Origin of the sequence: Pseudomonas sp. 2FE (assembly GCF_005503735.1) — a bacterium.
Classification (GTDB): Bacteria; Pseudomonadota; Gammaproteobacteria; order Pseudomonadales; family Pseudomonadaceae; genus Aquipseudomonas.
On record NZ_SCMO01000004.1, the window covers coordinates 214,383 to 235,116 of the forward strand.

The 20,734-nt window shown below is 62.6% G+C and carries 19 protein-coding genes and 1 pseudogene; 7 read left to right on the forward strand and 13 right to left on the reverse strand.

Going from position 1 to position 20,734, the window contains the following annotated elements:
- Both FFS12_RS10150 and FFS12_RS10155 read right to left on the reverse strand, forming a co-directional pair.
- Positions 1 to 1,095 (reverse strand): PLP-dependent cysteine synthase family protein, encoded by a 1,095-nt coding sequence (locus tag FFS12_RS10150; RefSeq protein ID WP_137886714.1) that lies wholly within the window; start codon positions 1,093 to 1,095, stop codon positions 1 to 3.
- Positions 1,096 to 1,105: 10 nt separating this feature from the next.
- Complete coding sequence (locus FFS12_RS10155; RefSeq protein WP_256657358.1) at positions 1,106 to 2,014, reverse strand: DMT family transporter; 909 nt, start codon at positions 2,012 to 2,014, stop codon at positions 1,106 to 1,108.
- Between the two features lie 225 nt (positions 2,015 to 2,239).
- Between FFS12_RS10155 and nhaA the strand changes: the two genes are divergently transcribed.
- The gene (gene nhaA / locus FFS12_RS10160; RefSeq protein ID WP_137886715.1) at positions 2,240 to 3,415 is read left to right on the forward strand and encodes a Na+/H+ antiporter NhaA; all 1,176 of its coding nucleotides are present in this window, start codon (positions 2,240 to 2,242) and stop codon (positions 3,413 to 3,415) included.
- A gap of 70 nt (positions 3,416 to 3,485) precedes the next feature.
- Here the strand turns inward: nhaA and FFS12_RS10165 are convergent, their stop codons facing one another.
- From FFS12_RS10165 to dinG, 6 genes are all read right to left on the reverse strand, one after another.
- On the reverse strand, positions 3,486 to 3,950 hold the full coding sequence (locus FFS12_RS10165) for a glycine zipper 2TM domain-containing protein (protein ID WP_137886716.1): 465 nt from the start codon (positions 3,948 to 3,950) through the stop codon (positions 3,486 to 3,488).
- 321 nt (positions 3,951 to 4,271) lie between these two features.
- Complete coding sequence (gene pdxH / locus FFS12_RS10170) at positions 4,272 to 4,919, reverse strand: pyridoxamine 5'-phosphate oxidase (RefSeq protein WP_137886717.1); 648 nt, start codon at positions 4,917 to 4,919, stop codon at positions 4,272 to 4,274.
- 61 nt (positions 4,920 to 4,980) lie between these two features.
- On the reverse strand, positions 4,981 to 5,874 hold the full coding sequence (locus FFS12_RS10175) for an OmpA family protein (RefSeq protein WP_137886718.1): 894 nt from the start codon (positions 5,872 to 5,874) through the stop codon (positions 4,981 to 4,983).
- A gap of 129 nt (positions 5,875 to 6,003) precedes the next feature.
- Entirely contained in the window at positions 6,004 to 7,149 is a 1,146-nt protein-coding gene (locus tag FFS12_RS10180) for a serine hydrolase domain-containing protein (protein ID WP_137886785.1), read from the reverse strand.
- A gap of 135 nt (positions 7,150 to 7,284) precedes the next feature.
- Positions 7,285 to 9,711, reverse strand: coding sequence for a beta-galactosidase (locus FFS12_RS10185; RefSeq protein WP_137886719.1), 2,427 nt, complete (start codon positions 9,709 to 9,711; stop codon positions 7,285 to 7,287).
- 71 nt (positions 9,712 to 9,782) lie between these two features.
- Complete coding sequence (gene dinG / locus FFS12_RS10190; RefSeq protein WP_137886720.1) at positions 9,783 to 11,927, reverse strand: ATP-dependent DNA helicase DinG; 2,145 nt, start codon at positions 11,925 to 11,927, stop codon at positions 9,783 to 9,785.
- Positions 11,928 to 12,026: 99 nt separating this feature from the next.
- Here dinG and FFS12_RS10195 point away from each other — a divergent pair, with 99 nt between their 5' ends.
- Complete coding sequence (locus tag FFS12_RS10195; protein WP_137886721.1) at positions 12,027 to 12,491, forward strand: CopD family protein; 465 nt, start codon at positions 12,027 to 12,029, stop codon at positions 12,489 to 12,491.
- 68 nt (positions 12,492 to 12,559) lie between these two features.
- Here the strand turns inward: FFS12_RS10195 and FFS12_RS10200 are convergent, their stop codons facing one another.
- From FFS12_RS10200 to FFS12_RS20175, 4 genes and pseudogenes are all read right to left on the reverse strand, one after another.
- Complete coding sequence (locus FFS12_RS10200; RefSeq protein ID WP_137886722.1) at positions 12,560 to 13,321, reverse strand: collagen-like protein; 762 nt, start codon at positions 13,319 to 13,321, stop codon at positions 12,560 to 12,562.
- Entirely contained in the window at positions 13,314 to 13,595 is a 282-nt protein-coding gene (locus tag FFS12_RS10205) for a DUF1145 domain-containing protein (RefSeq protein ID WP_137886723.1), read from the reverse strand. Before FFS12_RS10205 ends, FFS12_RS10200 begins: the two co-directional genes overlap by 8 nt.
- Positions 13,596 to 13,721: 126 nt before the next feature.
- A complete protein-coding gene (locus FFS12_RS10210; protein WP_137886724.1) occupies positions 13,722 to 14,453 on the reverse strand; it encodes an OmpA family protein in 732 nt (243 codons plus the stop codon).
- A 101-nt stretch (positions 14,454 to 14,554) separates the two neighbouring features.
- Positions 14,555 to 14,917 (reverse strand): annotated as a pseudogene (locus tag FFS12_RS20175) (OmpA family protein); the annotation flags it as partial.
- Between the two features lie 392 nt (positions 14,918 to 15,309).
- On the opposite strand from FFS12_RS20175, the gene FFS12_RS10220 reads away from it, so the two are divergent.
- Both FFS12_RS10220 and FFS12_RS10225 read left to right on the forward strand, forming a co-directional pair.
- Positions 15,310 to 15,807, forward strand: coding sequence for a DUF6231 family protein (locus FFS12_RS10220; RefSeq protein WP_137886726.1), 498 nt, complete (start codon positions 15,310 to 15,312; stop codon positions 15,805 to 15,807).
- A gap of 4 nt (positions 15,808 to 15,811) precedes the next feature.
- A complete protein-coding gene (locus tag FFS12_RS10225) occupies positions 15,812 to 16,279 on the forward strand; it encodes a YchJ family protein (RefSeq protein WP_137886727.1) in 468 nt (155 codons plus the stop codon).
- A 76-nt stretch (positions 16,280 to 16,355) separates the two neighbouring features.
- On the opposite strand, the gene FFS12_RS10230 is transcribed toward FFS12_RS10225, so the two are convergent.
- Positions 16,356 to 16,913 (reverse strand): hypothetical protein, encoded by a 558-nt coding sequence (locus FFS12_RS10230; RefSeq protein WP_137886728.1) that lies wholly within the window; start codon positions 16,911 to 16,913, stop codon positions 16,356 to 16,358.
- Between the two features lie 115 nt (positions 16,914 to 17,028).
- Between FFS12_RS10230 and FFS12_RS10235 the strand changes: the two genes are divergently transcribed.
- The 3 genes from FFS12_RS10235 to FFS12_RS10245 all read left to right on the forward strand — a co-directional run bounded on the left by FFS12_RS10235 (position 17,029) and on the right by FFS12_RS10245 (position 20,495).
- Positions 17,029 to 17,526 carry an LEA type 2 family protein gene (locus FFS12_RS10235; RefSeq protein WP_137886729.1) on the forward strand — a complete coding sequence of 166 codons (498 nt, stop codon included), beginning with the start codon at positions 17,029 to 17,031 and terminating at the stop codon, positions 17,524 to 17,526.
- 6 nt (positions 17,527 to 17,532) lie between these two features.
- Positions 17,533 to 17,730: an SEC-C metal-binding domain-containing protein gene (locus FFS12_RS10240; protein ID WP_137886730.1), complete on the forward strand. Its 198-nt coding sequence runs from the start codon at positions 17,533 to 17,535 to the stop codon at positions 17,728 to 17,730.
- 227 nt (positions 17,731 to 17,957) lie between these two features.
- Complete coding sequence (locus FFS12_RS10245; RefSeq protein ID WP_137886731.1) at positions 17,958 to 20,495, forward strand: penicillin acylase family protein; 2,538 nt, start codon at positions 17,958 to 17,960, stop codon at positions 20,493 to 20,495.
- The last annotated feature ends 239 nt before the right edge of the window (positions 20,496 to 20,734 follow it).

The window sequence follows — 20,734 nt, forward strand, 5'->3', positions numbered from 1 at the left end:
TTAGAGTCCGGCCTGCAACACGCCTGCAGGCAAGGGCTCACCGCGCTCGGCGCAACCGGCCACAGCGTCGATCAGCGGTGCCAATTGGAACCCCTGGGCCTGCAACCAGGCTTGGTCGTAGTAGGTGGTGGCATAGCGCTCACCGCCATCGCAGAGAATCGCCACCACCGCCCCCTGCTCTCCCGCCGCGACCATGCGCCGGGCGACCAGCAGTGCGCCGATCAGATTGGTCCCGCTGGAGCCGCCGACCCGGCGCCCCAGGCGCTGCGCCAGATAGTGCATGGCGGCCAGCGACAGCGCGTCCGGCACCTTGCACATGGCGTCGATCACCCGTGGCAGGAACGACGCCTCGACCCGCGGCCGGCCGATGCCTTCGATCCGCGAGCCGCACTCCAGGCGCAGACTGGCATCGCCGCTCCGGTAGTAATCGAAGAACACCGAACGCTCGGCATCGGCGCACAGCACGCGGGTCGCATGCTGGCGGTAACGCACATAGCGGCCCAGCGTGGCGGTGGTGCCGCCGGTGCCGGGGCTGGAAACCAACCAGCTCGGTTCGGGGAAACGCTCGAAGCGCAACTGCTGGAAGATCGACTCGGCGATGTTGTTGTTGGCCCGCCAGTCGGTCGCCCGCTCGGCATAGGTAAACTGATCCATGAAGTGCCCACCGCTCTCCTGCGCCAGCCGCTCGGACTCGGCGTAGATCTGCGTCGGGTCCTCGACCAGATGGCTCTGGCCGCCATAGAAGGCGATCTGGGCGATCTTCTCCTGGGAGGTCGTCGCGGGCATCACCGCGATAAACGGCAGCCCCAGCAGGCGCGCAAAATACGCCTCGGAGATCGCCGTCGAGCCGCTGGACGCCTCGATCACCGGCGCCCCGGGCTTCAGCCAGCCATTACACAAGGCATACAGGAACAACGAGCGGGCCAGGCGATGCTTGAGGCTGCCGGTCGGGTGACTGGACTCGTCCTTGAAATACAGCTCGACGCCCGGCAAGCCGGGCAGATCGAGGGGAATCAGATGGGTATCGGCGCTGCGCTGAAAATCCGCCTCGATGATCCGAATCGCCTCACGCGCCCACTGCCGTGCCTCACTCATCACTGACCCCTCAATCGAGAATGCCGGCGGGCGCCGGCGGCGTACTGCGCCACTGACTGAGCGCCACGCCAACGAAGACCAAGCCGGCCGCCAGCACTTGCCCAGGACTCAGGCGCTCGCCGAGAAACACCGTGGCCAGCAGCAGGGTGAACACCGGAATCAGGTTGATGAAGCCGGACGCCTGACTCGCCGGCAGGCGGCTGACCCCGAAGTTGTACAGGCCATAAGCGCCGACCGTGACGACCACGCCCAGGTAGATCACCGCGCCCCAGCCGAGGCTGCTGATCTCGCCCGGAACAGCGGCGCTCACGGCCGCCAGTGGCAAGAAGAACAGTGCGCCGATAAAGGCTTGCAGGGCGGTCAGGAAGAAGGCCGAGTAACGCGCCGACAGGTGTTTGAGTAACAAGGTGTAGCCGGTGGCGCAAAGCATGGCCAGCAATTCGAAGAAATTGCCTAGTAGCGGCGCCGGCGCGTGCTCATCCGCCTCGCCCGCCAGGCTCAGCCAGACGGCCCCCAACACGGCCAGAAGAAAACCGGCCAAGGTGGTGCGGCTGATCCGCTCGCGCAGCAACAAGAAGGCGCCCACCGCCACCAGCAGCGGCAACAGCGCAGTGATCATCCCCGCCTGCGAGGCACTGGTACGCTGCAACGCCAAGGCCTCGAAGATGAAGTACAGGCACGGCTCGCAAGCCGCCAGACCGAGCAGATACTGCCAATCCCCGGCACGGTAGTCGATGCGCCCGCGCCACCGCCAGGCCAGGAGAAACACCAGGCTGCCGAGCGCCATGCGGCCAAAAATCACCCACATGGGCGAGATCTCCTGGAAGGCCAGCTTCAATGCAATGAAGGAGCTGCCCCACAAGGCCATGGCCAAAACCAAACATCCCCAGGCCAGAGCCTGGCCTTCGCGCTGCTGCATGCCACACCTCCCCAGTAAGGTCGCCAGTATAGGAAGCGGCCCAGCACCCGCACAGTTACAGTGAAGCGGCTATCCTCCCTGCAACTGTTCCGTTGCCGGCTGAACCTTGGCTGAACGGGGCCTGAACACCCTTCATATATAACTTAAACGAATATAATTTTTGTTTTATGAAACAGCTTCGCGGGGTAGGGTTAGCCTCCCCAGACTCATACCAGGAGACCGATTTTGTCTTTGCGTAGCGCCCTCACCCGCTTCTTCCAGCTTGAAGCTGCCAGCGGCCTGTTGTTGATCGCTGCCGCCCTGCTGGCGCTGAGCATCAACAACTCGCCCTTGGCGTTCCTCTATAACGGCCTGCTCGACACACCGGTGGTGGCTCAGGTCGGTGCGCTGAAAATCGCCAAACCTCTGCTGCTGTGGATCAACGATGGCCTGATGGCGCTGTTCTTCCTGATCATTGGCCTGGAGGTCAAACGCGAGGTGCTGGAGGGCCATCTGGCGCAGCCTTCGCAGATAGTCTTGCCAGGTGCCGCCGCCATCGGCGGGATGGTCGTGCCGGCGCTGATCTACTGGGCACTGAATCGTGAAAACCCGGCGGCTATCAGTGGCTGGGCGATTCCGATGGCCACCGATATCGCCTTCGCCCTCGGTGTGCTGGCCTTGCTCGGCAAACGCGTACCGGTCTCGCTGAAACTGTTTCTGATGACCTTGGCAATCATCGATGACCTCGGCGCCATCATCGTCATCGCGCTGTTCTACTCCAACGAATTGTCGACCTTGTCGCTGATCCTGGCCGCCACCTTCCTGGCCATCCTGGTACTGATGAATCGGCTAGGCGTGCGCACACTCGGGCCCTATCTGGTGATCGGCCTGTTCCTCTGGATCTGCGTACTGAAAAGCGGCGTGCATGCGACGCTGGCCGGGGTGGCGCTGGCCTTTACCATTCCGCTGCGCCCCAGCAAAGGCGAGCATTCACCCCTGCTGACCTTGGAACATGGGCTGCAGCCGTGGGTGGCGTTCGGCATTCTGCCGCTGTTCGCCTTTGCCAACGCCGGCGTGCCGCTGGCCGGGCTGAGCCTCGACAGCTTTATGCACCCAGTCCCCCTGGGGATTGCTGCCGGCTTGCTGCTGGGTAAAACCCTTGGCGTATTCGGCCTGACCTGGCTGGCGATAAATATCCGCATCGCCAAGCTGCCCAAGGGCGCCAACTGGGGTCAGGTGCTCGGCGTCGCGGTTCTCTGCGGCATCGGCTTCACCATGAGCTTGTTCGTCGGCTCGCTAGCCTTTGCGCCAGGCGTCAGCGAATACGTCGGGATGGATCGGGTCGGTATCCTGACCGGATCATTCCTGGCAGCCGTGCTCGGCTACGCCATCACCGCCATGGCCAGCCGCAAGACGAGCTAAACCGCAGGCAGAAAAAAGCCGGCCCCCAGCGGCTGTGAAAAGGGCCGGCGTTTTCGTTCAGAGCGAACGCTTAGTGAGCAACGCGACTGGTGCCGTTGACGCTCATGATGCGTACTCGGTCGCCGACGCGGAAGATTTCATTCTCCTGCACGCCCTGCACATAGGCACGCATGGTGCCGTCGTCTTCACGCACGGTGATTTCCACGCCCTGGGTGCGAGTGAAACCCTCTTCGGTGGCGGCGCCCAGCAAGCCGCCCGCCACCGCCCCAATCACCGCCGCCACCGCGCTGCCACGGCCATGGCCTATGGTGCTACCGCCAATCCCGCCTACCACCGCACCGGCGCCAGCGCCGATGGGGGTTTTCGAGCCCTCGATCTTCACCGGACGCAGGGACTCGATGGTGCCCATGCGCACGGTTTGCACGGTACGCGCTTCGTCACGCGAGTAAGAGTCGCCAGTCAAGCTGGACTGGCAACCGCCCAAGGCCAGCGCCACTGCGGTGAACGAAGCGGTCAACAGAACAGACTTACGCATAGCATTTCTCCCGAAAGATCAGATACCCCATTAGACTCCGCAGCGCCCAGCACTGTCACGACAGACGTAATAAAAATCCATTTCATTCAGCCTTCTGACAGCCGAATCAAGAACAGCGAAAACGCCTCGAGTGCACTCTCTACACCAGTATTCTAGCCGCTTGGAGACTTGCCAGAGATTGGCTCGGGTGAGCACTCAGCGGCAGGAGCGCCCATGGGCTATTTCATTAGCCTAGAGCCGCGATTTGCCGCGCTGGTTGGAGAGCGCGGCAACCGACTACCGCACCAGCACGGACTGACAGCTACCTTGCCTGCGCGCCTATCACGGCGCCAGACGCTCACGCAGCCAAGCTGCGCCTTGTAACCGATAATTCAGGCGATCATGCAGTCGGCTCACGCGCCCCTGCCAAAACTCGATACGCTCGGGCAGTAGACGATACCCACCCCAATGCTCAGGGCAATGCGGCGCCTGGTCGAGAAAACGCTGCTCGGTTTGCGTCAACAGGCTCTCCAGTTCGGTGCGATCGGCGATCACCTGGCTCTGCGGCGAAGCCCAGGCGCCCAGGCGGCTACCCAACGGGCGAACCTGGAAGTAGGCGTCGGACTCCACCGGGCTGACCCGTTCCACCGTCCCTTCGATGCGCACCTGGCGCTCCAAGGCCGGCCAGAAGAAGGTCATGGCGGCAAACGGCCTGGCCGCCAACTGCTGCCCTTTGGCGCTCTCGTAGTTGCTGAAGAAGGTGAAACCGCGCTCATCGAGCCCCTTGAGCAGCAACACCCGGCAATGCGGACGGCCTTCCTCATCGACGCTCGCCAAGCTCATGGCATTCGGTTCGACCGGCAGTTGCTCGGTCTTCCGCGCGTCCGCAAACCATTGCTGGAACAACGCGAACGGCTCAGCAGGCGCCTGCGCCTCGGTAAGACCATCACGGGTATAGTCGCGGCGCATATCGGCCAGGGTCCGGGGCATGACGCAGTTCCTGAGACTAAAGTTTCTAAGGCTGGAGTTTCTAAGGCTAAAGCTCCTAGGGCTATGGCTTCTTGGCCGGCTCTACAGCGGCCACTTCTTTGTCTTTGACTGACTTTTGCACAGCCGGCTTGGCTTTGGCGACCTTGACTGGAGCCACTTTGGCTTTGGCTGCCACGGCAGGCTCGCTCTTGGCCGGGACGGACTGGGTTTTGACCGGAGCGCTTGGCTTCGGCTCGTTCTGCACTAAGGCTTCGGTGACAGGCTGAGCCTTGGCTGGCTGGTTGTACTTCGCCAAGAGGGCGGACATGGTGGCCAGGGGGGTCAGCAGAATCTCGACCCGGCGGTTCAGCGCGCGCCCTTGCTGACTGTCGTTGGCGGCACGGGGCAAATCCGAACCAAAGCCTCTGACCATCAGACGATTATTCTTCAAACCACTGAGACGGAAAATCGCCGTTACCGACCTCGCCCGCTCCAGGCTGAGTTCACGGTTACGCAACTCATTGCCCGTGCTGTCGGCATGGCCCAGGATCAGCACCGCGACCTCGTTATCGCCTTCAACAATCTTGGCTACCCGGCTGAATGGCCCGAGGGTGCTAGGCATCAGCATGCTCGGGCGATCCGGATTGAACGCGGAGTCTACCGGCGCAGTGACCACCAGCAGATTCTCGCGGCGCTCCAGATCGAACTTGCTGCCTTTCAGCGCTTCACGCAGACGCGGCTCGTATTCGTCCAACCAAGCCTGGGTGATCTTTGGGTCTGGCATGGCGACGGTTTTCTTAGCTGCCTTAGCTGCCTTAGCTTCTTCCTTTTTGGCACCGAACGGCCACCACCAATGCGTGGCTTCGGCCTTGCTTTCGCTCTTGGCGACGGCTTGGGCTTCAGTGTTTTGCCCTGAATGGGCACAACCGGCGAACGCGACACACAGAACGAGAGCTACAGGCTTGCTAGAAAACATTGGACCCCCAAACGAAAAATAATAAAAAACGGGTCAGCGGCCCCGCACGAACGGGTGTTGACGGCTGGCAATGCTGACCAGCGCCCCCCCACAACAAATCCCTGTCGATGACACCACGGATCGAAAACCCTAGAGACAGTCACCCAGCACGCGCGCCAGCTTCTGCGCGCGCGGATCCATCAAGACATAGGGGCCAAGGGTGTTGGTGACAAAACCGAAGGCAACCTTACACTCAGGGTCGGCAAAACCGATAGAGCCGCCGGCACCCGGGTGACCAAAGGCTTGCGGCCCGAGGCCATAGGTGGCGTTCGGCACCGCCGGCTGATCGAGCATGCAGCCGAGGCCGAAACGGGTTTGCGTCAGCAGGGTTTTATCCTCGCCGACGCTGTGCTCGCGCGTTAGTTCGCCGAGCCATTCGCGGTCCAGCAAACGCCCTGCGAGCAGGCCGCTGTAGAAGCCGGCAAGACTGCGGGCATTGCCGTGGCCATTGGCCGCAGGCTGCTGCATACGCCGCCATTCAGGCTTGTTGGTGCTGGTCATGATCGACGGCGGATTGGTAAAAGCCCGGGTGCTCATCGAGGTCGGCTCATTCATCATGGCTTTCAGCAGGCGCTGCGCCGCGGCATCGCCGAGATTGCCCTTGGCCCGGGAGATTTCCGCGACCCGATAAAACTCCGCGTCCGCCAGCCCCAGGTGAAAATCCAGCCCCAGCGGCTGTGCTGTGCGGGCCACGATGGAATCCCCCGGCCCGCGCCCATCGGCCCGCCGCAGCAGCTCACCGACCAGCCAACCATAGGTGATCGCGGCATAGCCGTGGCCTTCACCGGGCGTCCACCAGGGCTGCTCGGCGGCCAGGGCGCGGGTCATGGTGTCCCAGTCATACAGCGCTTCCGGTGCCAGCAACTCGCGCAAGGCCGGCAAGCCCGCGCGATGGCTGAGCAACTGACGCAGGGTGATCCGCTCCTTGCCCGCCGCGGCGAACTCCGGCCAGACCGCAGCCACCGGCGCATCCAGTGTCAGCTTGCCTTCGGCGACCAACTGTAAAGCCGCGACCGCAGTGAAGGTTTTGGTGCAGGAGAATAGATTGAGGATGGTGTCGCTGTGCCAGGGCTGCTCACCGGCTTTATCCGCGCTACCGGCCCACAGGTCGATGACCGTCTCCCCCTCGACTTGAATGCACAGCGCGGCACCGCGCTCCTGCGGGTCGTCGAAGAGCGCGGCGAAGGCCTCCTTCACCGCTTCGAAGTTAAGGTCGAAATAGCCCTGAATCTGCACGCGCGGCTCCTTGAGCGAATGGTTCGACGCCGAGATGTTCAACGATAAGAGCATCAACAAAGTGGTCGCATTGTTCCAGCCAGCGACGCCCTTGTGAACCCGCCCAAAGGCAGGCTCGGCGTCGCGAGTGGAGACCTATGGCTTAGCCGGTTGTGGCTCGGGGTTGCTGGCGGGTTGGGCCGCTGCTGGCTTTGCTACGGGCTTGGCGGCTGCGGCAGTCGCTTCCGGCACTTTGGCTGGCGGTGCCAACAGGGCCTTGCCGACTTGCAGGTTGGCCTTGCGCACCGCCTCGACAAAGCCCTGGAACGGCCGGTCGGTAATCCCGACCAAGCCCAAGTGGCCATTTTCACCGTCGAGCAGGCGGCCGGTTACCGGCTGGTCGAGATACTGGAACCAGTGCAAACCGACGATGGCGGGCTCGGCCAACGCCCGCTGCAGGAAATGCGCATAGGCCGGGCCGCGCTCTTCCTCTTTGTACACCTCAGCCACCCCGCCCCAGAACGGCCCACGATCCCGCGAGCCAAAGTGGAATTCAGTCACCAGCAGCGGCTTATCCAGCGCCCGTAACGCGGCGAAGTCATAACCCTGTTGCGGCTCGCGGGTATAGAAGTTGAAGCTCAACACATCGCAATACTGCGCGCAGGAAGCCACCGCCTCCGGGGTACTGGCGGCAAAACGCCCGCCGAGCAACAGGTGGTTAGGCGCGTGCCAGTGGAGTGCGTCGGCGATGGTCTTGAAGTAGGTGTCGGCAAACAGGCGCTGGAAGCGCTGGAAGTCCTTCTCGATGGCCGGGTGCTCGGGGTTCGGCAGTGGCGCCTCGAAACCCGGGTCCTCCATCAGCTCCCACGCCGGCAGCTCGATACCCCAGGCTTTGGACAGGCCCTGCTGGTTTCGGTATTTATCACGCAGCAGCTTGAGGAAGGCCCGTTTCGCCGGCACATCGGTGGTCAGCCGCAACGTGCCATAGGCCAGCGCATAGCGCGCCTTGGGGTCGTCGCCAGGACCGGACCAACCCAGTTCATTGTCGGCGAAAAAGCCCAGCAGCCAGGGGTCGTCGCGATGGTCGCGGGCAGCAATCGCCACCGCGCGCTCGGTGGCCATGGCAAAGCGCGGGTCGAAGGGGTCGGGCATGCCGCCCCACCAGTCCAGGCCGGTGCTGATGGTTTTGTAATCGCCGCTGATCGACAGCGGAATGGTGTACGGCACACGCTTCTCGTCACGCAGCGCCGGCTCGCTCCAGTTGCCGATGGTGTTGAAACCCCAGCCCTGCAGACGCTCCAGCGCATGGCTGGTCCAGCGTTCGAGATCGAAGCTCTTGGTCGGGCACGGCGCGGCTTTGGCTACCACAGCAGGTGCGGGCGCAGCTGGCTCCGGGGCTGCTGGGGCTTGCTCGGTGGCGCTGGCGTCTTCAGCCGCCGCGGCGACTGGAGCAGCCGGCGTCGGGGACGTCTCGGCACACTTCTGTTCGGAGTAGGTGCGCTGCAGGTTGGCGCTATAGAAGTCGAACCAACGGCCATGGTCGAAGTTGCGCCCTTTGGCCGCACCGGTATCGCTATGGTGATTGCTCTTGCCGTAATACGCGGCCAGCGGTTCGCCCTCTTTCGGCAACGCACTGAACATAGCCTCGCGGCCTTCCACGTAAGTTGCGCTGTGCTCGGTACTCACGGCGTTGACGCCGAGGGAATAGAACGGATGCCCCTCAGGCGTGACCAAATACCAGCGGCCGTCGCGCTTTTCAGTACGGAAGAAGCCCTTGGCCTCGAACTCCGGGCCACCTAGCAGACCACCGAACCGATCCTGTTTCGGTGGTTTAGCCAGCCAACCTTGCAGTTGGGTCTTTTCCTTCGCCGCAGCGGCTTTCAGCTGCGCATCGCTGCTGACCTTTTCCGGCCACTGGCCACGGCTGTACTGACCATAGGCATCGACGATGCCGCTAAGCAGCGCCTGCTCCGTATCGTCCCCCGCACGCACGCCAAAACGCCCAAGCAGAATGCTTTGCGCGACATCCGGGTGACTCAGAGAGAGGCTCACGGCGGTGACTTTGCTGGCGTCCAGCTCACCTTCTACGGTGCTGGCCAGCAACAGGCGCTGGCCAGCATTCGTCCATGGCATCGGTGGGCCGGCGCGCATGCCCAGGGCCCGGGGTGAAGTGGCGTACAGCGGCACCAGCAAGGTCTGCGCCGGCCCGGCCGGCAGTGCGATACGGCTGGTCAGGACTTTACCGTCACTGCTTTCGATATGCACATCGAGGGTCAGCGCCCAGTCCATCGCACTCTGGATGCGCAAACTCATGACCTCCGCTTGCGACCAGTCCCACTGGCCACTCTGTGGCGTCAACCGCAGGCTCGGGTTGTCACTCGGGTTGAAGGTGACCCGCCGCAGCGGCTCGCTGTCGGCCGCGAGTTCGGCGGTCAAGGCCGGCAAATTGGCATTTCGCGTCGTCACCTGCACCACATCGGTGGGGCTAACAAAGTTGAACAGCGTCTGTTGCTCGGCCGACGCGGCAAACGCCGGCGCGGCAAACAACAGCGCAAAAACAGTAGGCAGTGAACGGCGAATCATGTGACAGGCTCTCCTAAACAACCAGCCAATAGACCACGGGCTTGCGCAATGATGCCAAGCAGGCCCGTGCCTTATGCAATTTCCCGGCGAAACGGCGGCAAGGCATTCAAAATCGCCTTGCCGTAACGCTGTGTGACCACCCGCCGATCCAACAGAGTAATGGTGCCGCGATCTTCTTCGGTGCGTAGCAGGCGCCCGCAGGCCTGGACCAGACGCAACGAGGCATCCGGTACGGCAATTTCCATAAAGGGGTTGCCGCCGCGCGCCTCGATCCATTCGGAGAGCGCCGCTTCCACCGGGTCATCCGGTACGGCAAAGGGAATTTTGGCGATGACCACGTGCTCGCAGTAGGCGCCAGGCAGGTCGACCCCTTCGGCGAAGCTGGCCAGGCCGAACAGCACGCTGGATTCGCCGTCGTCGACCCGCGCCTTGTGCTTGTTCAGGGTCTCCTGCTTGGACAGATTGCCCTGGATAAACACCCGTTTGCGCCAGTCGCGCTCCAGGCCATCGAAGACTTCCTGCATCTGCTTGCGCGAGGAGAACAGCACCAGGGTGCCGCGCGAACCTTCGACCAGGGTCGGCAGCTCGCGGATGATCGCCGCGGTGTGGGCGGCGGCATCCCGCGGGTCGGCCTTCAGGTCCGGCACCCGCAGCACTCCGGCATCGGCATGATGGAAGGGGCTCGGCACCACGGCGGTGACCGCCACTTTCGGCAGACCGGCACGCATGCGAAAGCGCTCGAAGGTGCCCAGCGCGGTCAGGGTCGCCGAAGTCACCAGGGCACCGTAGGCGACGTTCCACAGATTACGCCGTAGGGTTTCCGCCGCCAGAATCGGGCTGGCGTTGACCTCGATATCGAACAGCGCGCCGCTCTCGGCCAAGGTCAGCCATCGCGCCATCGGCGGGCTGTCTTCCGGGTCTTCTACCGTGAAGGCCGTCCACAGTTCCCAATTACCCTGGGCGCGCGCCAGCAAGCTGCCGAACAGCGGATACCATTCTTCCGCCTGGTGGCTGGCGATGCCGATGGAGCCCTCTTCATCCATGCCTTCCTTGAGCAATTCGGTGAGACGGGTGAAGACGTCGGTCAGGCGTGAAAAGCCCTTCTTCAGCTCGATACCCATCTCACGCAAGTGCTCCGGCACCAAGCCACCGACGAAGCGATGGCGCGGGCGCTCGCGGCCCTCCATGTCTTCGCCGGCCTTGAAGTCGGCCAGCAGTTCGCAAGCGTTGAACATGAATTGCTGCTGGGTGCGCACTTCGCGCGCCAGCTCCGGCACCTGTTCGATCAAACGACCGAGATCGCCCGGCAGCGGGTGCTGAGCCAGCAACTTGGTCAGGTTCTTCGCGGTCTGCTCCAGCCAATCGGCAGTCGCGCGCAGACGGGTGTAGTGGGCGAAGTGGCCGATGGCTTTGTCCGGCAGGTGGTGGCCTTCGTCGAACACATACAGCGTCTCGCGCGGGTCTGGCAGCACGGCGCCGCCACCCAGGGCCAAGTCTGCCAGCACCATATCGTGGTTGGTGACTATCACGTCGACCTTGCTCATGCCCTCGCGCGCCTTATAGAAGGCGCACTGCTGGAAGTTCGGGCAATGGCGGTTGGTACATTGGCTGTGATCGGTGGTCAGGCGCGCCCAGTCGGCATCCTCCAGAGCCTGCGACCAGCTGTCGCGGTCGCCGTCCCACTGGTTCCCGGCGAGCTTTTCGACCATCTGGGTGAAGAGCTTTTGGCTGCCCTCATCCACTGCGATCTTGAAGCCCTCTTCGGCGAACAGCTGGGCGGTCGCGCTCTGCGCCTCGCCTTCCTGCAACAGCATATCGAGCTTGGACAGACACAGGTAACGCCCGCGCCCCTTGGCCAGAGCGAAGCTGAAGTTCAGCCCACTGTTGCGCATCACCTCCGGCAAATCCTTGAAGACGATCTGCTCTTGCAGGGCCACCGTGGCGGTCGCGATCACCAGCCGTTTGCCCGCGGCTTTGGCGATTGGAATAGTCGCCAGGCTATAGGCCACGGTTTTGCCGGTGCCGGTGCCGGCTTCTACTGCCACCACCGCGGGGTCGCTGTTACGCCGGTTTTCGTCATCGACCGTGATCGCGCCCAGTACCTTGGCAATTTCAGCGATCATCAAACGCTGGCCATAGCGCGGCTTGAGGCTTTTGGCTTCGAGAAAGCGGGAATAGGCGCCCTGGATCTGGGACTTGAGTTCGGTACTGAGCATGGATTCTGCGGGCGCCAAAAGGCTGGATAAATTTTCAGTAGTTTAACCGGGCGGCTATGATAGCGCGCGTTTCACCAACCGCCGACTGGAGATTACTGAATGACCGCTTATGCTTTTGTCTACGCCCTGCATGTGTTGGCCGCCCTGATCTGGGTCGGCGGCATGTTCTTCGCCTGGATGATTCTGCGGCCCGCCGCCGTTAGCGTGCTCGAGGCACCCGCCCGGCTGAAACTCTGGGCCGAAGTATTTCGGCGCTTCTTCGTCTGGGTCTGGCTGGCGGTGCTGGTCTTGCCGATCAGCGGAGTCGGCATGCTGCACCTGCGCTTTGGCGGTTTCGAGGCGGCGCCGCGTTACGTGCAAGTCATGATGGGGCTGTATATCGCCATGGTCGCGCTGTTCATTCGCGTACAAGCCCTGCAACTGCCGGAGCTGCGTCGCGCACTGGCTGCGGAAGATTGGCCGGCCGGTGGCGCGGTACTGGGCCGCATTCGCCGCCTGGTCGGCTTCAACCTGCTACTCGGCTTGACACTGGTGGCGATTGCCGCCGCCCGGCCGAGTTTCTAAAGCAGAGGCGGGCCGTAGGCTGGGTAGAGCGCAGCGAAACCCAGCCTACGCTCTGGTAGGAGCAGCGCTTAGAAGCGCACCACATCGAGGGCGCCGGCCCGTCCAGCGACACCGGCCTGGCCAGGCTGACCCGGGCGCCCCGGGCGAGCACCGGCGGCGCGATAGAACCAACAACCCTTGGCCGCGCCACCCGCGCCGCCACTACCTGCCTCACCCGCTGCGCCACCGGCACCGCCATCCAGGCGCACATGCAGCAACTGCGCCGGAAACTCCTCCGGCACCTCCAACCGGACCTGGCCACCGGTCGCGCCGCTCTGGCCATTGCCACCGCTTTGCCCGTCATAACCACGACCGGCTTGGCCCCAGGCACAACCCGCCGAGTCACCATCGGCGCCATCCAGGCCACGATAGCCCGGCGCCCCCACGCCGCCACGTACATCCAAGGTCAGCTCGGCAAGCGTGACACTCTCCAGGCGGACGCTCAGATTGCGCCCAGCCATTGCCGGCTGCTGTTGAGTACCCGTGGCGCCACGGGCGTTGATATGACTGCCGGCGCCGAATTCAGCACGTACCACCTGCAAACGAAACGCCTGCGCGCTCGGCGCAATCGCGATACGCGCGTCACGCCCCAGGCGCAATTCGCCGACACGGATTTCATTCAGGCTCGAGGGGATCAACAAGGTGCCGTGATCGGCGACCTCCAGGCGATCCAGCAACAGCACGCTGGTTGTGGTCGGCAAACGCAGCAGTGAATTGGACTCCACCTTGACCAGCGCTTCAGCCTGCGCCAATGGGCAGCACAGCACCGCAAGCAAACAGAGGCTACGCATGCCCAGCCTCCCTCTTCACTGCCGGCTGCGGCAAGCCGAGCAAGTGAAAGACCCCAAACAACAGCACCTGCAAGCGATCCAACCCAGGCTGTGGGCGACCTTGAAGGCGATAGTTGAATAAGGTCAACTCGGCCACATGGGCCAGCAGAATCACTCCGCCGAGGACATAAAGCAGCAGGTCGAAAGGTTTTGCGAACGGACTCAACAGATTGACCAGCACTACCAGCCAAAACAGCCCGGCCACTACCTTACCCAGCCTCAGAAACACCTTCATTCTGCCCCCTTGTTTATTATTGTGTGGCCTTGCCGCACCTTAACTGCTTCGGGGTAACTGAGACCAGCGTCCGCGGAAAAAACTACGGGGACCCACAGGCCCCCGTTTTGTTCACACTCTCCAGCACTAGCGATCGACGTGCAGCTCGACCCGCCGGTTTTGCGCACGCCCTGCCTCGGTTGCATTGTCTGCCACCGCCTGGCCTTCCCCGTAGCCGACAGTCGTGAGCTTATTGGCCGGCACCCCCTGACTGACCAGGAAGTCCGCCACACTTTGCGCCCGGTGCTCGGAAAGGCCCTGGTTGTAAGCCGTCGAGCCAACACTATCGGTATGCCCAGCAACCTTGACACCAATCAGGTTGGCACTGGTCAAACGATTACTGACATCCGCCAGCAAGTCCTTAGCTTGCGCGGTCAACTCAGCTGAATCGAAGGCAAACAGCACATTGCCCAGATCACTCAGGACTATCACCTCGTCCTGCGCAACGGGAATCGGCTCTTGCGCTGCTGCAACCGGATACTGCGGGAGGGGGCAACCATTGGGATTTACCGGAGTGTTGGGCGGGGTATCCGGACAGGTATCACGGCGGTCAAAGACGCCATCGGCGTCGGCGTCACCGTCTTGTGCGTAACAGACCAAGCCGCCAGTCAGCGCACCGATCGCAGCACCACCGGCTGCCCACGCTGAACTTTCAATTGCGCCCAGGCCGCCACCGGTCAAGCCGCCAATCACACTACAAATGGGCCAGTTCCCTTGGTTAAGCACCGCATCTCCCGTACTGGAAGTCGAGGCGCAACCAGAAAGAACACTGCTGACCAGAAGAAGGGGTACCGCAGCCCGTGAGAGTAGCGTCCTCATGGTGGGAATCTCCTGAGTCACCGGCGAATACCGGTAACTCAGGAGTAAAGACCCGCCGCCCAGGTTGCACAAGCCATACCCCAAGCGGCGCGGACCTCTGGTTACGGCTGGGCTTCGACCTCCGCTTCTACGCGACGGTTAATGGCCCGACCTTCAGAGGTAGCGTTATCCGCAACCGGTCTGGATTCGCCGTAACCGACCGCGTTAACACGCTCGCCGCCTACACCGTACTGATTAACCAGTACTTCACGCACGGCATTGGCACGACGCTCCGACAGCTTCTGGTTGTAAGCGTCAGTACCGACGGAGTCGGTGTGACCTTCAACAGTGGTGGAAGTGGCTGGGTACTGGCTCATGAAGTCAGCCAGGCTCTTGATGTCGCCATAGCTTTCTTCTTTGACTTTCGACTTGTCGAAGTCGAACTTCACGTCCAACTCGACGCGCACCGGTACGGCAGGCTCAGGCTCAGGGGCTGGGGGAACTTCCTCCATGACGACAGCCACTTCCTCGCCCTCACCATGTACCCAGCAATAGGCCGCAGCCGTGCCTGCACCAACCACTGCGCCCCAACCTGCCCAGGTACTGCTCTCGATGGCGCCCAATGCGGCGCCGCCCACGCCCCCGACCGCCGCACAGGTCGGCCAGTCGGTCTTTTGCACGCCGGCACAACCGGTCAAAGCGCCGGTCAACAAAATCAGGGGTAATGCAGTCCTTGTGATGCTCATATGCAAAGTCTCCTCATAGGATCGGCCCAAACCGACACTCTGGAAGTAAAGACGGTACCTTTAAAATCCGCCAGCACTAGGCCGTATCGCCACACCGCGCTAGTCTCCTCAGACTTGATCGAGGATTTTCGATGACTGACAGTTTTTCTTCTCGCACCCCGCAACAAGCGCTGGCCGCCCTGCTTGATCGCTATGCACCCAATCGCTTGTTGCTAGTCGGTGCCAGCGGCCTGCCCGCACTGGAGGCCTTTCAAGACGCGCACCCGGAGAGCCAACTTGCCCACGCGGCTGCCGGCCCGCTCCCTGCAGACCTGGCCGCCCAGCGCTTCGACCTGGCACTGATCGCCGACTGCCTGGAGCACCTACCCAAACGCACCGGCCTGGAATTGCTCGGTGGCATTCGCAACCTCAATGCTAGCCGCCTGGCCGTACTGGTCGATCTCAACGCCTGTGGCTGGCAAGACACCGATTTCTTCGCCCTCGCCCTGCAAGCCAGTGAACGTTTCCAACGTGAAGAACAGACCTTGACCTTGTTCACCTACGATCTGCGCGAATACAAACAGGTACCCGACTGGCTGAACGCCAAGTTCTGGGCTAACCCGCAAAACTTCGGCAAGTACTGGTGGTAAGCCCATGACTCCGGCCTGCCCCTGCGGCAGTGGCAACCACTTGGACGAATGCTGCGGGCGTTACCACACCGGCATACCTGCGCCAAGCGCCGAGACCCTTATGCGCTCGCGCTACAGCGCCTACGTGCTGGGCCTGATCGACTACCTGGTGGCGACCACCCTACCCGCACAGCAGGCCGAGCTGGATACGGCCGCCATGCGGGCCTGGAGCGCGCAAAGCACCTGGCTCGGCCTCGAGGTGGAAAGCGCCGAAGTGCACGGCGGCAAGCCCGAACATGCCTTCGTCACCTTCACCGCCCGCTGGCACGACAGCAGCGGCGAACACACTCACCGGGAACATTCGGGCTTCGTGCAGAACAGCGACCGCTGGTACTTCATCGACTCCACCGTAGCATTCAAGGCCGGGCGCAATGATCCCTGCCCCTGCGCAAGCGGGTTGAAGTTCAAGAAGTGTTGTGCCGGGTTCGTGTAAGCGGCTGACGCCCGCACTGCGCGCGGGCTTTGACTGAGCAGAATCAGCGAGGCCCGCAGATCCGGGCCTCGCTGTTTTATTCCTGCAGTTTCAGATGCGAGGTGTCCGGCGGTGGGCTCGCGGGGCCAGCTTTGGCCTGGCCCATGTCACTCCCCGCCGGAGCCAGACTGAACTGCGACAAATCGACCCTCGGCGCCACCGGCTCAGGCTTGTCATCCTGCAGATCGACACCCAGCGGGGCGATGCCAAAATCCGGCGCCTCGACATCGACGAAAGCCGCCATGTATTCATCGCGCGGCGCCACAACCAGTCGACGAGGCTCGCCGGCGCTGGGCGTCGCGGCGGCGACAGCTGGCGCAGCCTGGTAAGACGGCGGCGCGGCCAACTCGATTTCTTCGATCTCGACGTCCATGGATTGCACATCCACCAACGCACCGGCACGTTCCAGAGTCGCCCGATATTTCTCGGCAGCGGCGGCATCCAGGTTGTTCTTGATCACCAGTCGGCGCCCGGAAAACAGCAAGGCGATGCGCTGGGCATCCGCCTGGAACAGCTTGGCCAGATTGGCTTTGACCAGTTCCAACTGGGCACCTGGCAGCAACTGCCCGGAAAAAGCGATCTCGTAGCGACTCATGGTCACACTCCTGTCCGAGTTAGCCTTCAGTATGGCGTAGGTTTTTTCCCATAAACAACAAGTTGCAGCCAAGCAGTGGCTTATTACACACTGGGTCGTCGAACGGAGCATTGGAATGCTGTACCAGGCGAAAATGATAAAAATTATCAGCCTATTGATGTTTTTTGGCCTGTTTTCAGGCCTCGCAGGATGTTCCACCTGGCTGACAGGTGACTTTAAGGACCCGGATGTCCGCCTCATCAAAGTTGATGTCATCAAAGCTAAGCTGCTGGAGCAACAGTTTGTCCTGCGCTTTCGCATCGACAACCCTAACTCCGTGAGCCTGCCTGTCCGCGGTCTGGACTACAGCCTGTACTTGAACGAACTGAAGCTGGCCGAAGGCGAGTCCGACGTCTGGTTCACCGTACCCGCCAATGGCCACCAGGTCTTCGAGGTACCGGTGCGTACCAACCTCTGGCGCCACCTGAAAACCATCGTCAAGCTACTGGAGCAACCCGACCAGCCGATCCGCTATCGCTTACAAGGCGAAGTGAAAACCGGCCTGCTGTTCGGGCGCAGCGTGCACCTGAAGCGAAATGGCGAGATAATTCCCGGCGATCTTATTCCGGAGTAACGCCTCATGAGCCAAGAACCCCACACCCACGGTCCCGATTGCCAGCACGAACATGACCACGATCATCATCACGGCCACGTGCATGGCCCCGACTGCAACCACGGCCACCAAGAGCCGGTACGCAATGCGCTGAAAGACGTGGGCCGGAATGATCCCTGCCCCTGCGGCAGTGCGAAAAAATTCAAGAAGTGTCACGGCGCCTGATCCGCCGCCAGTTCTTCCACCAGGCCCGCCGAATGCGGGCCTGGTGGTTTATACGCCGCAGAGAAGACTCCCTACGCGAGTAAACGCGGTTTCGCGCCGATCCAGCCGCGGCCAAGCAGTAAACCGGCAATAAAGCCGCACCGCACGCTCGTCGCCGCTTGCGCGGCGGCAGACGCCTCACTAACGTAGCGCCTGCCCAATGCCATCCCCCGCAGGAGCTTCACGCCATGGCCTCGCCAGCCTTTCAGCGCTTCCTTCCCCGTTTCGCTGCCACCGCGCTCACCGCCATGCTCAGCCTGAGCGGCTGCCAGAGTTGGCTGGACAGCCACTATGCCGACAGCCTGCCGTCCACCTCCGGCATCCAGCCGGTGAAAGGCCTGGCGCAGAGCGTATCGATCCGCCGCAACGCCCTCGGCATGCCGCTGATCGAAACCACCACCTTCCATGACGCGCTGTTCGCCCTCGGCTATGTGCATGCCGGCGACCGCCTGAGCCAGATGGTCGGCATGCGCCTGATGGCCGAAGGACGCCTGGCCGAGATGGTCGGCCCCGGCGCTCTGGAGATCGACCGCTTTATGCGTACGGTGAACCTCAAGCAAAGCGCCGAGGTGCTCTACAAGAATGCCTCGCCGCGGATGAAGAAGTTCTTCGAGGTCTATGCCCGCGGGATCAACGCCTACCTGTTCCGCTACCAGGACAAGCTGCCGATGGATCTGGCCGAGTCTGGCTACAAGCCGGCCTATTGGAAGCCGGAAGACTCGGTGCTGGTGTTCTGCCTGATGAACTTCGGCTTGGCGGTGAACCTGCAGGAAGAAATCGCCTCCCTGGTGCTGGCGCAGAAAGTCGGCACCGACCAACTGGCCTGGCTGACGCCGAGTTACCCGGACGAACCGCTGCCGTTCGAGGAAGCGGAAAAACTCAAGGGGCTGGCCCTCAGCGGGCAGATCCAGGGCCTGAGTGCGGTCAACGCCGCCGCCAGCCAGATCGCCAAACTCGACATGCTCGGTGTCGCGGCGTCGAATAACTGGGCCATCGCCCCGCAACGTAGCCGCAGCGGCAAAAGCCTGCTGGCCAACGACACGCATCTGCCGATTGCCATGCCCTCGGCCTGGAACTTCGTACAGATCCGCGCACCGAAATTCCAGGCCGCCGGCGTCTCCATCGCCGGCGTCCCTGCCGTGGTCGCCGGCTTCAACGGCAAGCTGGCCTGGGGCATGACCATGGTCATGGGCGACAACCAGGACCTGTTCCTGGAGAAGATCAAACGCCAGGGCAGCCGGCTCTATTACCAGGCCGACGGCAACTGGCAGCCGGCGCGCGAACGTCAGGAAACCTTCTTTATCAAAGGCCAGCGCCCAATCCGCGAAACCATCTTCGAAACCCGCCATGGCCCTCTGTTGAACAGTGTGCTCGGTGAACGCAAGCACCTGCTGCAACCCCTGCAGCTGGCCAGCGGCTACGGCCTGGCGCTGCAAAGCGCGCAATTGGAGGGCGATCGAACCCTCGATGCCTTCTTCAATCTGTCCCGCGCGCAGTCGGTCGAGCAGGCCTTCGAGGCCACTCGGGAAATCCGTGCCATCCCCTTGAACCTGGTGTTCGCCGATGCCCAGCACATCGGCTGGCAAGTCACCGGGCGCTATCCCAATCGCCGCGCCGGAGTCGGCTTGCTGCCCTCGCCCGGCTGGGATGGCCAATATGACTGGGATGGCTACGCCGACCCGATGCTCCACCCCTACGACCAGGACCCGCCGCAAGGCTGGCTCGGCACCGCCAACCACCGCACAGTGCCGCGCGGCTATGGCATACAGCTATCCAACTCCTGGTATTACCCGGAACGTGCCGAGCGGATTGCGCAACTGGCCGGCGGCGGCAAACACGACAGCCAAAGCATGATCGCCATGCAGTACGACCAAAAATCGCTATTCGTCGGCAAGCTGCAAAGCCTATTCGAAGCGCCCGGCATGGCCCAGCCGCTGCAAGAAGCCATAGACGCCCTGCCCGCTGCCGAGCGCGCGAAAGCCCGCGAAGCCTACAGCCGGCTGATGGCCTTCGACGGCACGCTGACCGCCAACTCTGCGGATGCGGCGCTGTATGAGGCCTTCCTGCAGGAAAGCGCGCGGCAGACCTTCCTCGACGAACTGGGCCCGGAAACCAGCCCAGCTTGGCAAGCGCTAGTCGAGACCGCCGACCTCTCCTACTCGGCACAGTCCGACCATCTGCTCGGCCGCGAGGACAGCCCATTCTGGGATGACCTGAAAACCGCGCAAAAGGAAGACAAACCGGCCATCCTCGCCCGCAGCCTGGTCGCCGCCGTGAGCTTCTGCGAAGCCAAACTCGGGGCGGACCGCAACGCCTGGCAGTGGGGCAAACTGCACAGCTACACCTGGGTCACAGAAACCACCCAGATGGCGAAATACCTGAGCAGTAGCGACAGGGCCGGCATCAATGCGATCAAGGGCTACCTCGACCGCGGCCCCTACCCGGCCGGCGGCGATCACAGCACCTTGAACGTCGCGGCCTACCACTGGGGTGAAGACTTCGACACCTGGCTGATCCCGGCCATGCGCATCGTCGTCGACTTCGGCCGCGCCGAGCCGATGATCGGGCTGAACAGCAGCGGCCAGTCCGGCAACCCGGCCAGCCCGCACTACGCCGATGGCATCGACGCCTGGTTGAAGGGTCACTACATGAGCTTCCCGTTCCAATCAGAGAACCTGGACAAGACCTACGGCAGCAAGCGCCTGCTGCTGACGCCGGGCAAATGATGACCGTTCGTCGACCAGTGCTGAACTAATCTCTCAGCGGTTCGCTCTGAGTAAGTGGACTTACTCCATAGATCTTTTTAAGGGCACCTTCGGGCGCCCTTTCTTTTGCCCGCGCCAAAGCCGCTTGAGCATGCCCCGAGGCCACGCACTGCGCCCGGAACGCTCGATACTGGCTAAATTGCATCAACCTTGAACTTTCCCGGCATAGGCCACTCAGAACCTATGCATCGTTTGCTTCT

What these genes read in the sequence shown, in the direction of transcription:
- FFS12_RS10220 (WP_137886726.1), top strand. Translation starts at nt 15,310, where the DNA reads ATGACTGACAGTTTTTCTTCTCGCACCCCGCAACAAGCGCTGGCCGCC.
- pdxH (WP_137886717.1), bottom strand. Translation starts at nt 4,919, where the DNA reads ATGCCCCGGACCCTGGCCGATATGCGCCGCGACTATACCCGTGATGGT.
- FFS12_RS10185 (WP_137886719.1), bottom strand. Translation starts at nt 9,711, where the DNA reads ATGATTCGCCGTTCACTGCCTACTGTTTTTGCGCTGTTGTTTGCCGCG.
- FFS12_RS10240 (WP_137886730.1), top strand. Translation starts at nt 17,533, where the DNA reads ATGAGCCAAGAACCCCACACCCACGGTCCCGATTGCCAGCACGAACAT.
- FFS12_RS10225 (WP_137886727.1), top strand. Translation starts at nt 15,812, where the DNA reads ATGACTCCGGCCTGCCCCTGCGGCAGTGGCAACCACTTGGACGAATGC.
- dinG (WP_137886720.1), bottom strand. Translation starts at nt 11,927, where the DNA reads ATGCTCAGTACCGAACTCAAGTCCCAGATCCAGGGCGCCTATTCCCGC.
- FFS12_RS10235 (WP_137886729.1), top strand. Translation starts at nt 17,029, where the DNA reads ATGCTGTACCAGGCGAAAATGATAAAAATTATCAGCCTATTGATGTTT.
- FFS12_RS10205 (WP_137886723.1), bottom strand. Translation starts at nt 13,595, where the DNA reads ATGAAGGTGTTTCTGAGGCTGGGTAAGGTAGTGGCCGGGCTGTTTTGG.
- FFS12_RS10195 (WP_137886721.1), top strand. Translation starts at nt 12,027, where the DNA reads ATGACCGCTTATGCTTTTGTCTACGCCCTGCATGTGTTGGCCGCCCTG.
- FFS12_RS10245 (WP_137886731.1), top strand. Translation starts at nt 17,958, where the DNA reads ATGGCCTCGCCAGCCTTTCAGCGCTTCCTTCCCCGTTTCGCTGCCACC.
- FFS12_RS10155 (WP_256657358.1), bottom strand. Translation starts at nt 2,014, where the DNA reads ATGCAGCAGCGCGAAGGCCAGGCTCTGGCCTGGGGATGTTTGGTTTTG.
- FFS12_RS10210 (WP_137886724.1), bottom strand. Translation starts at nt 14,453, where the DNA reads ATGAGGACGCTACTCTCACGGGCTGCGGTACCCCTTCTTCTGGTCAGC.
- FFS12_RS10150 (WP_137886714.1), bottom strand. Translation starts at nt 1,095, where the DNA reads ATGAGTGAGGCACGGCAGTGGGCGCGTGAGGCGATTCGGATCATCGAG.
- FFS12_RS10165 (WP_137886716.1), bottom strand. Translation starts at nt 3,950, where the DNA reads ATGCGTAAGTCTGTTCTGTTGACCGCTTCGTTCACCGCAGTGGCGCTG.
- FFS12_RS10200 (WP_137886722.1), bottom strand. Translation starts at nt 13,321, where the DNA reads ATGCGTAGCCTCTGTTTGCTTGCGGTGCTGTGCTGCCCATTGGCGCAG.
- FFS12_RS10230 (WP_137886728.1), bottom strand. Translation starts at nt 16,913, where the DNA reads ATGAGTCGCTACGAGATCGCTTTTTCCGGGCAGTTGCTGCCAGGTGCC.
- FFS12_RS10175 (WP_137886718.1), bottom strand. Translation starts at nt 5,874, where the DNA reads ATGTTTTCTAGCAAGCCTGTAGCTCTCGTTCTGTGTGTCGCGTTCGCC.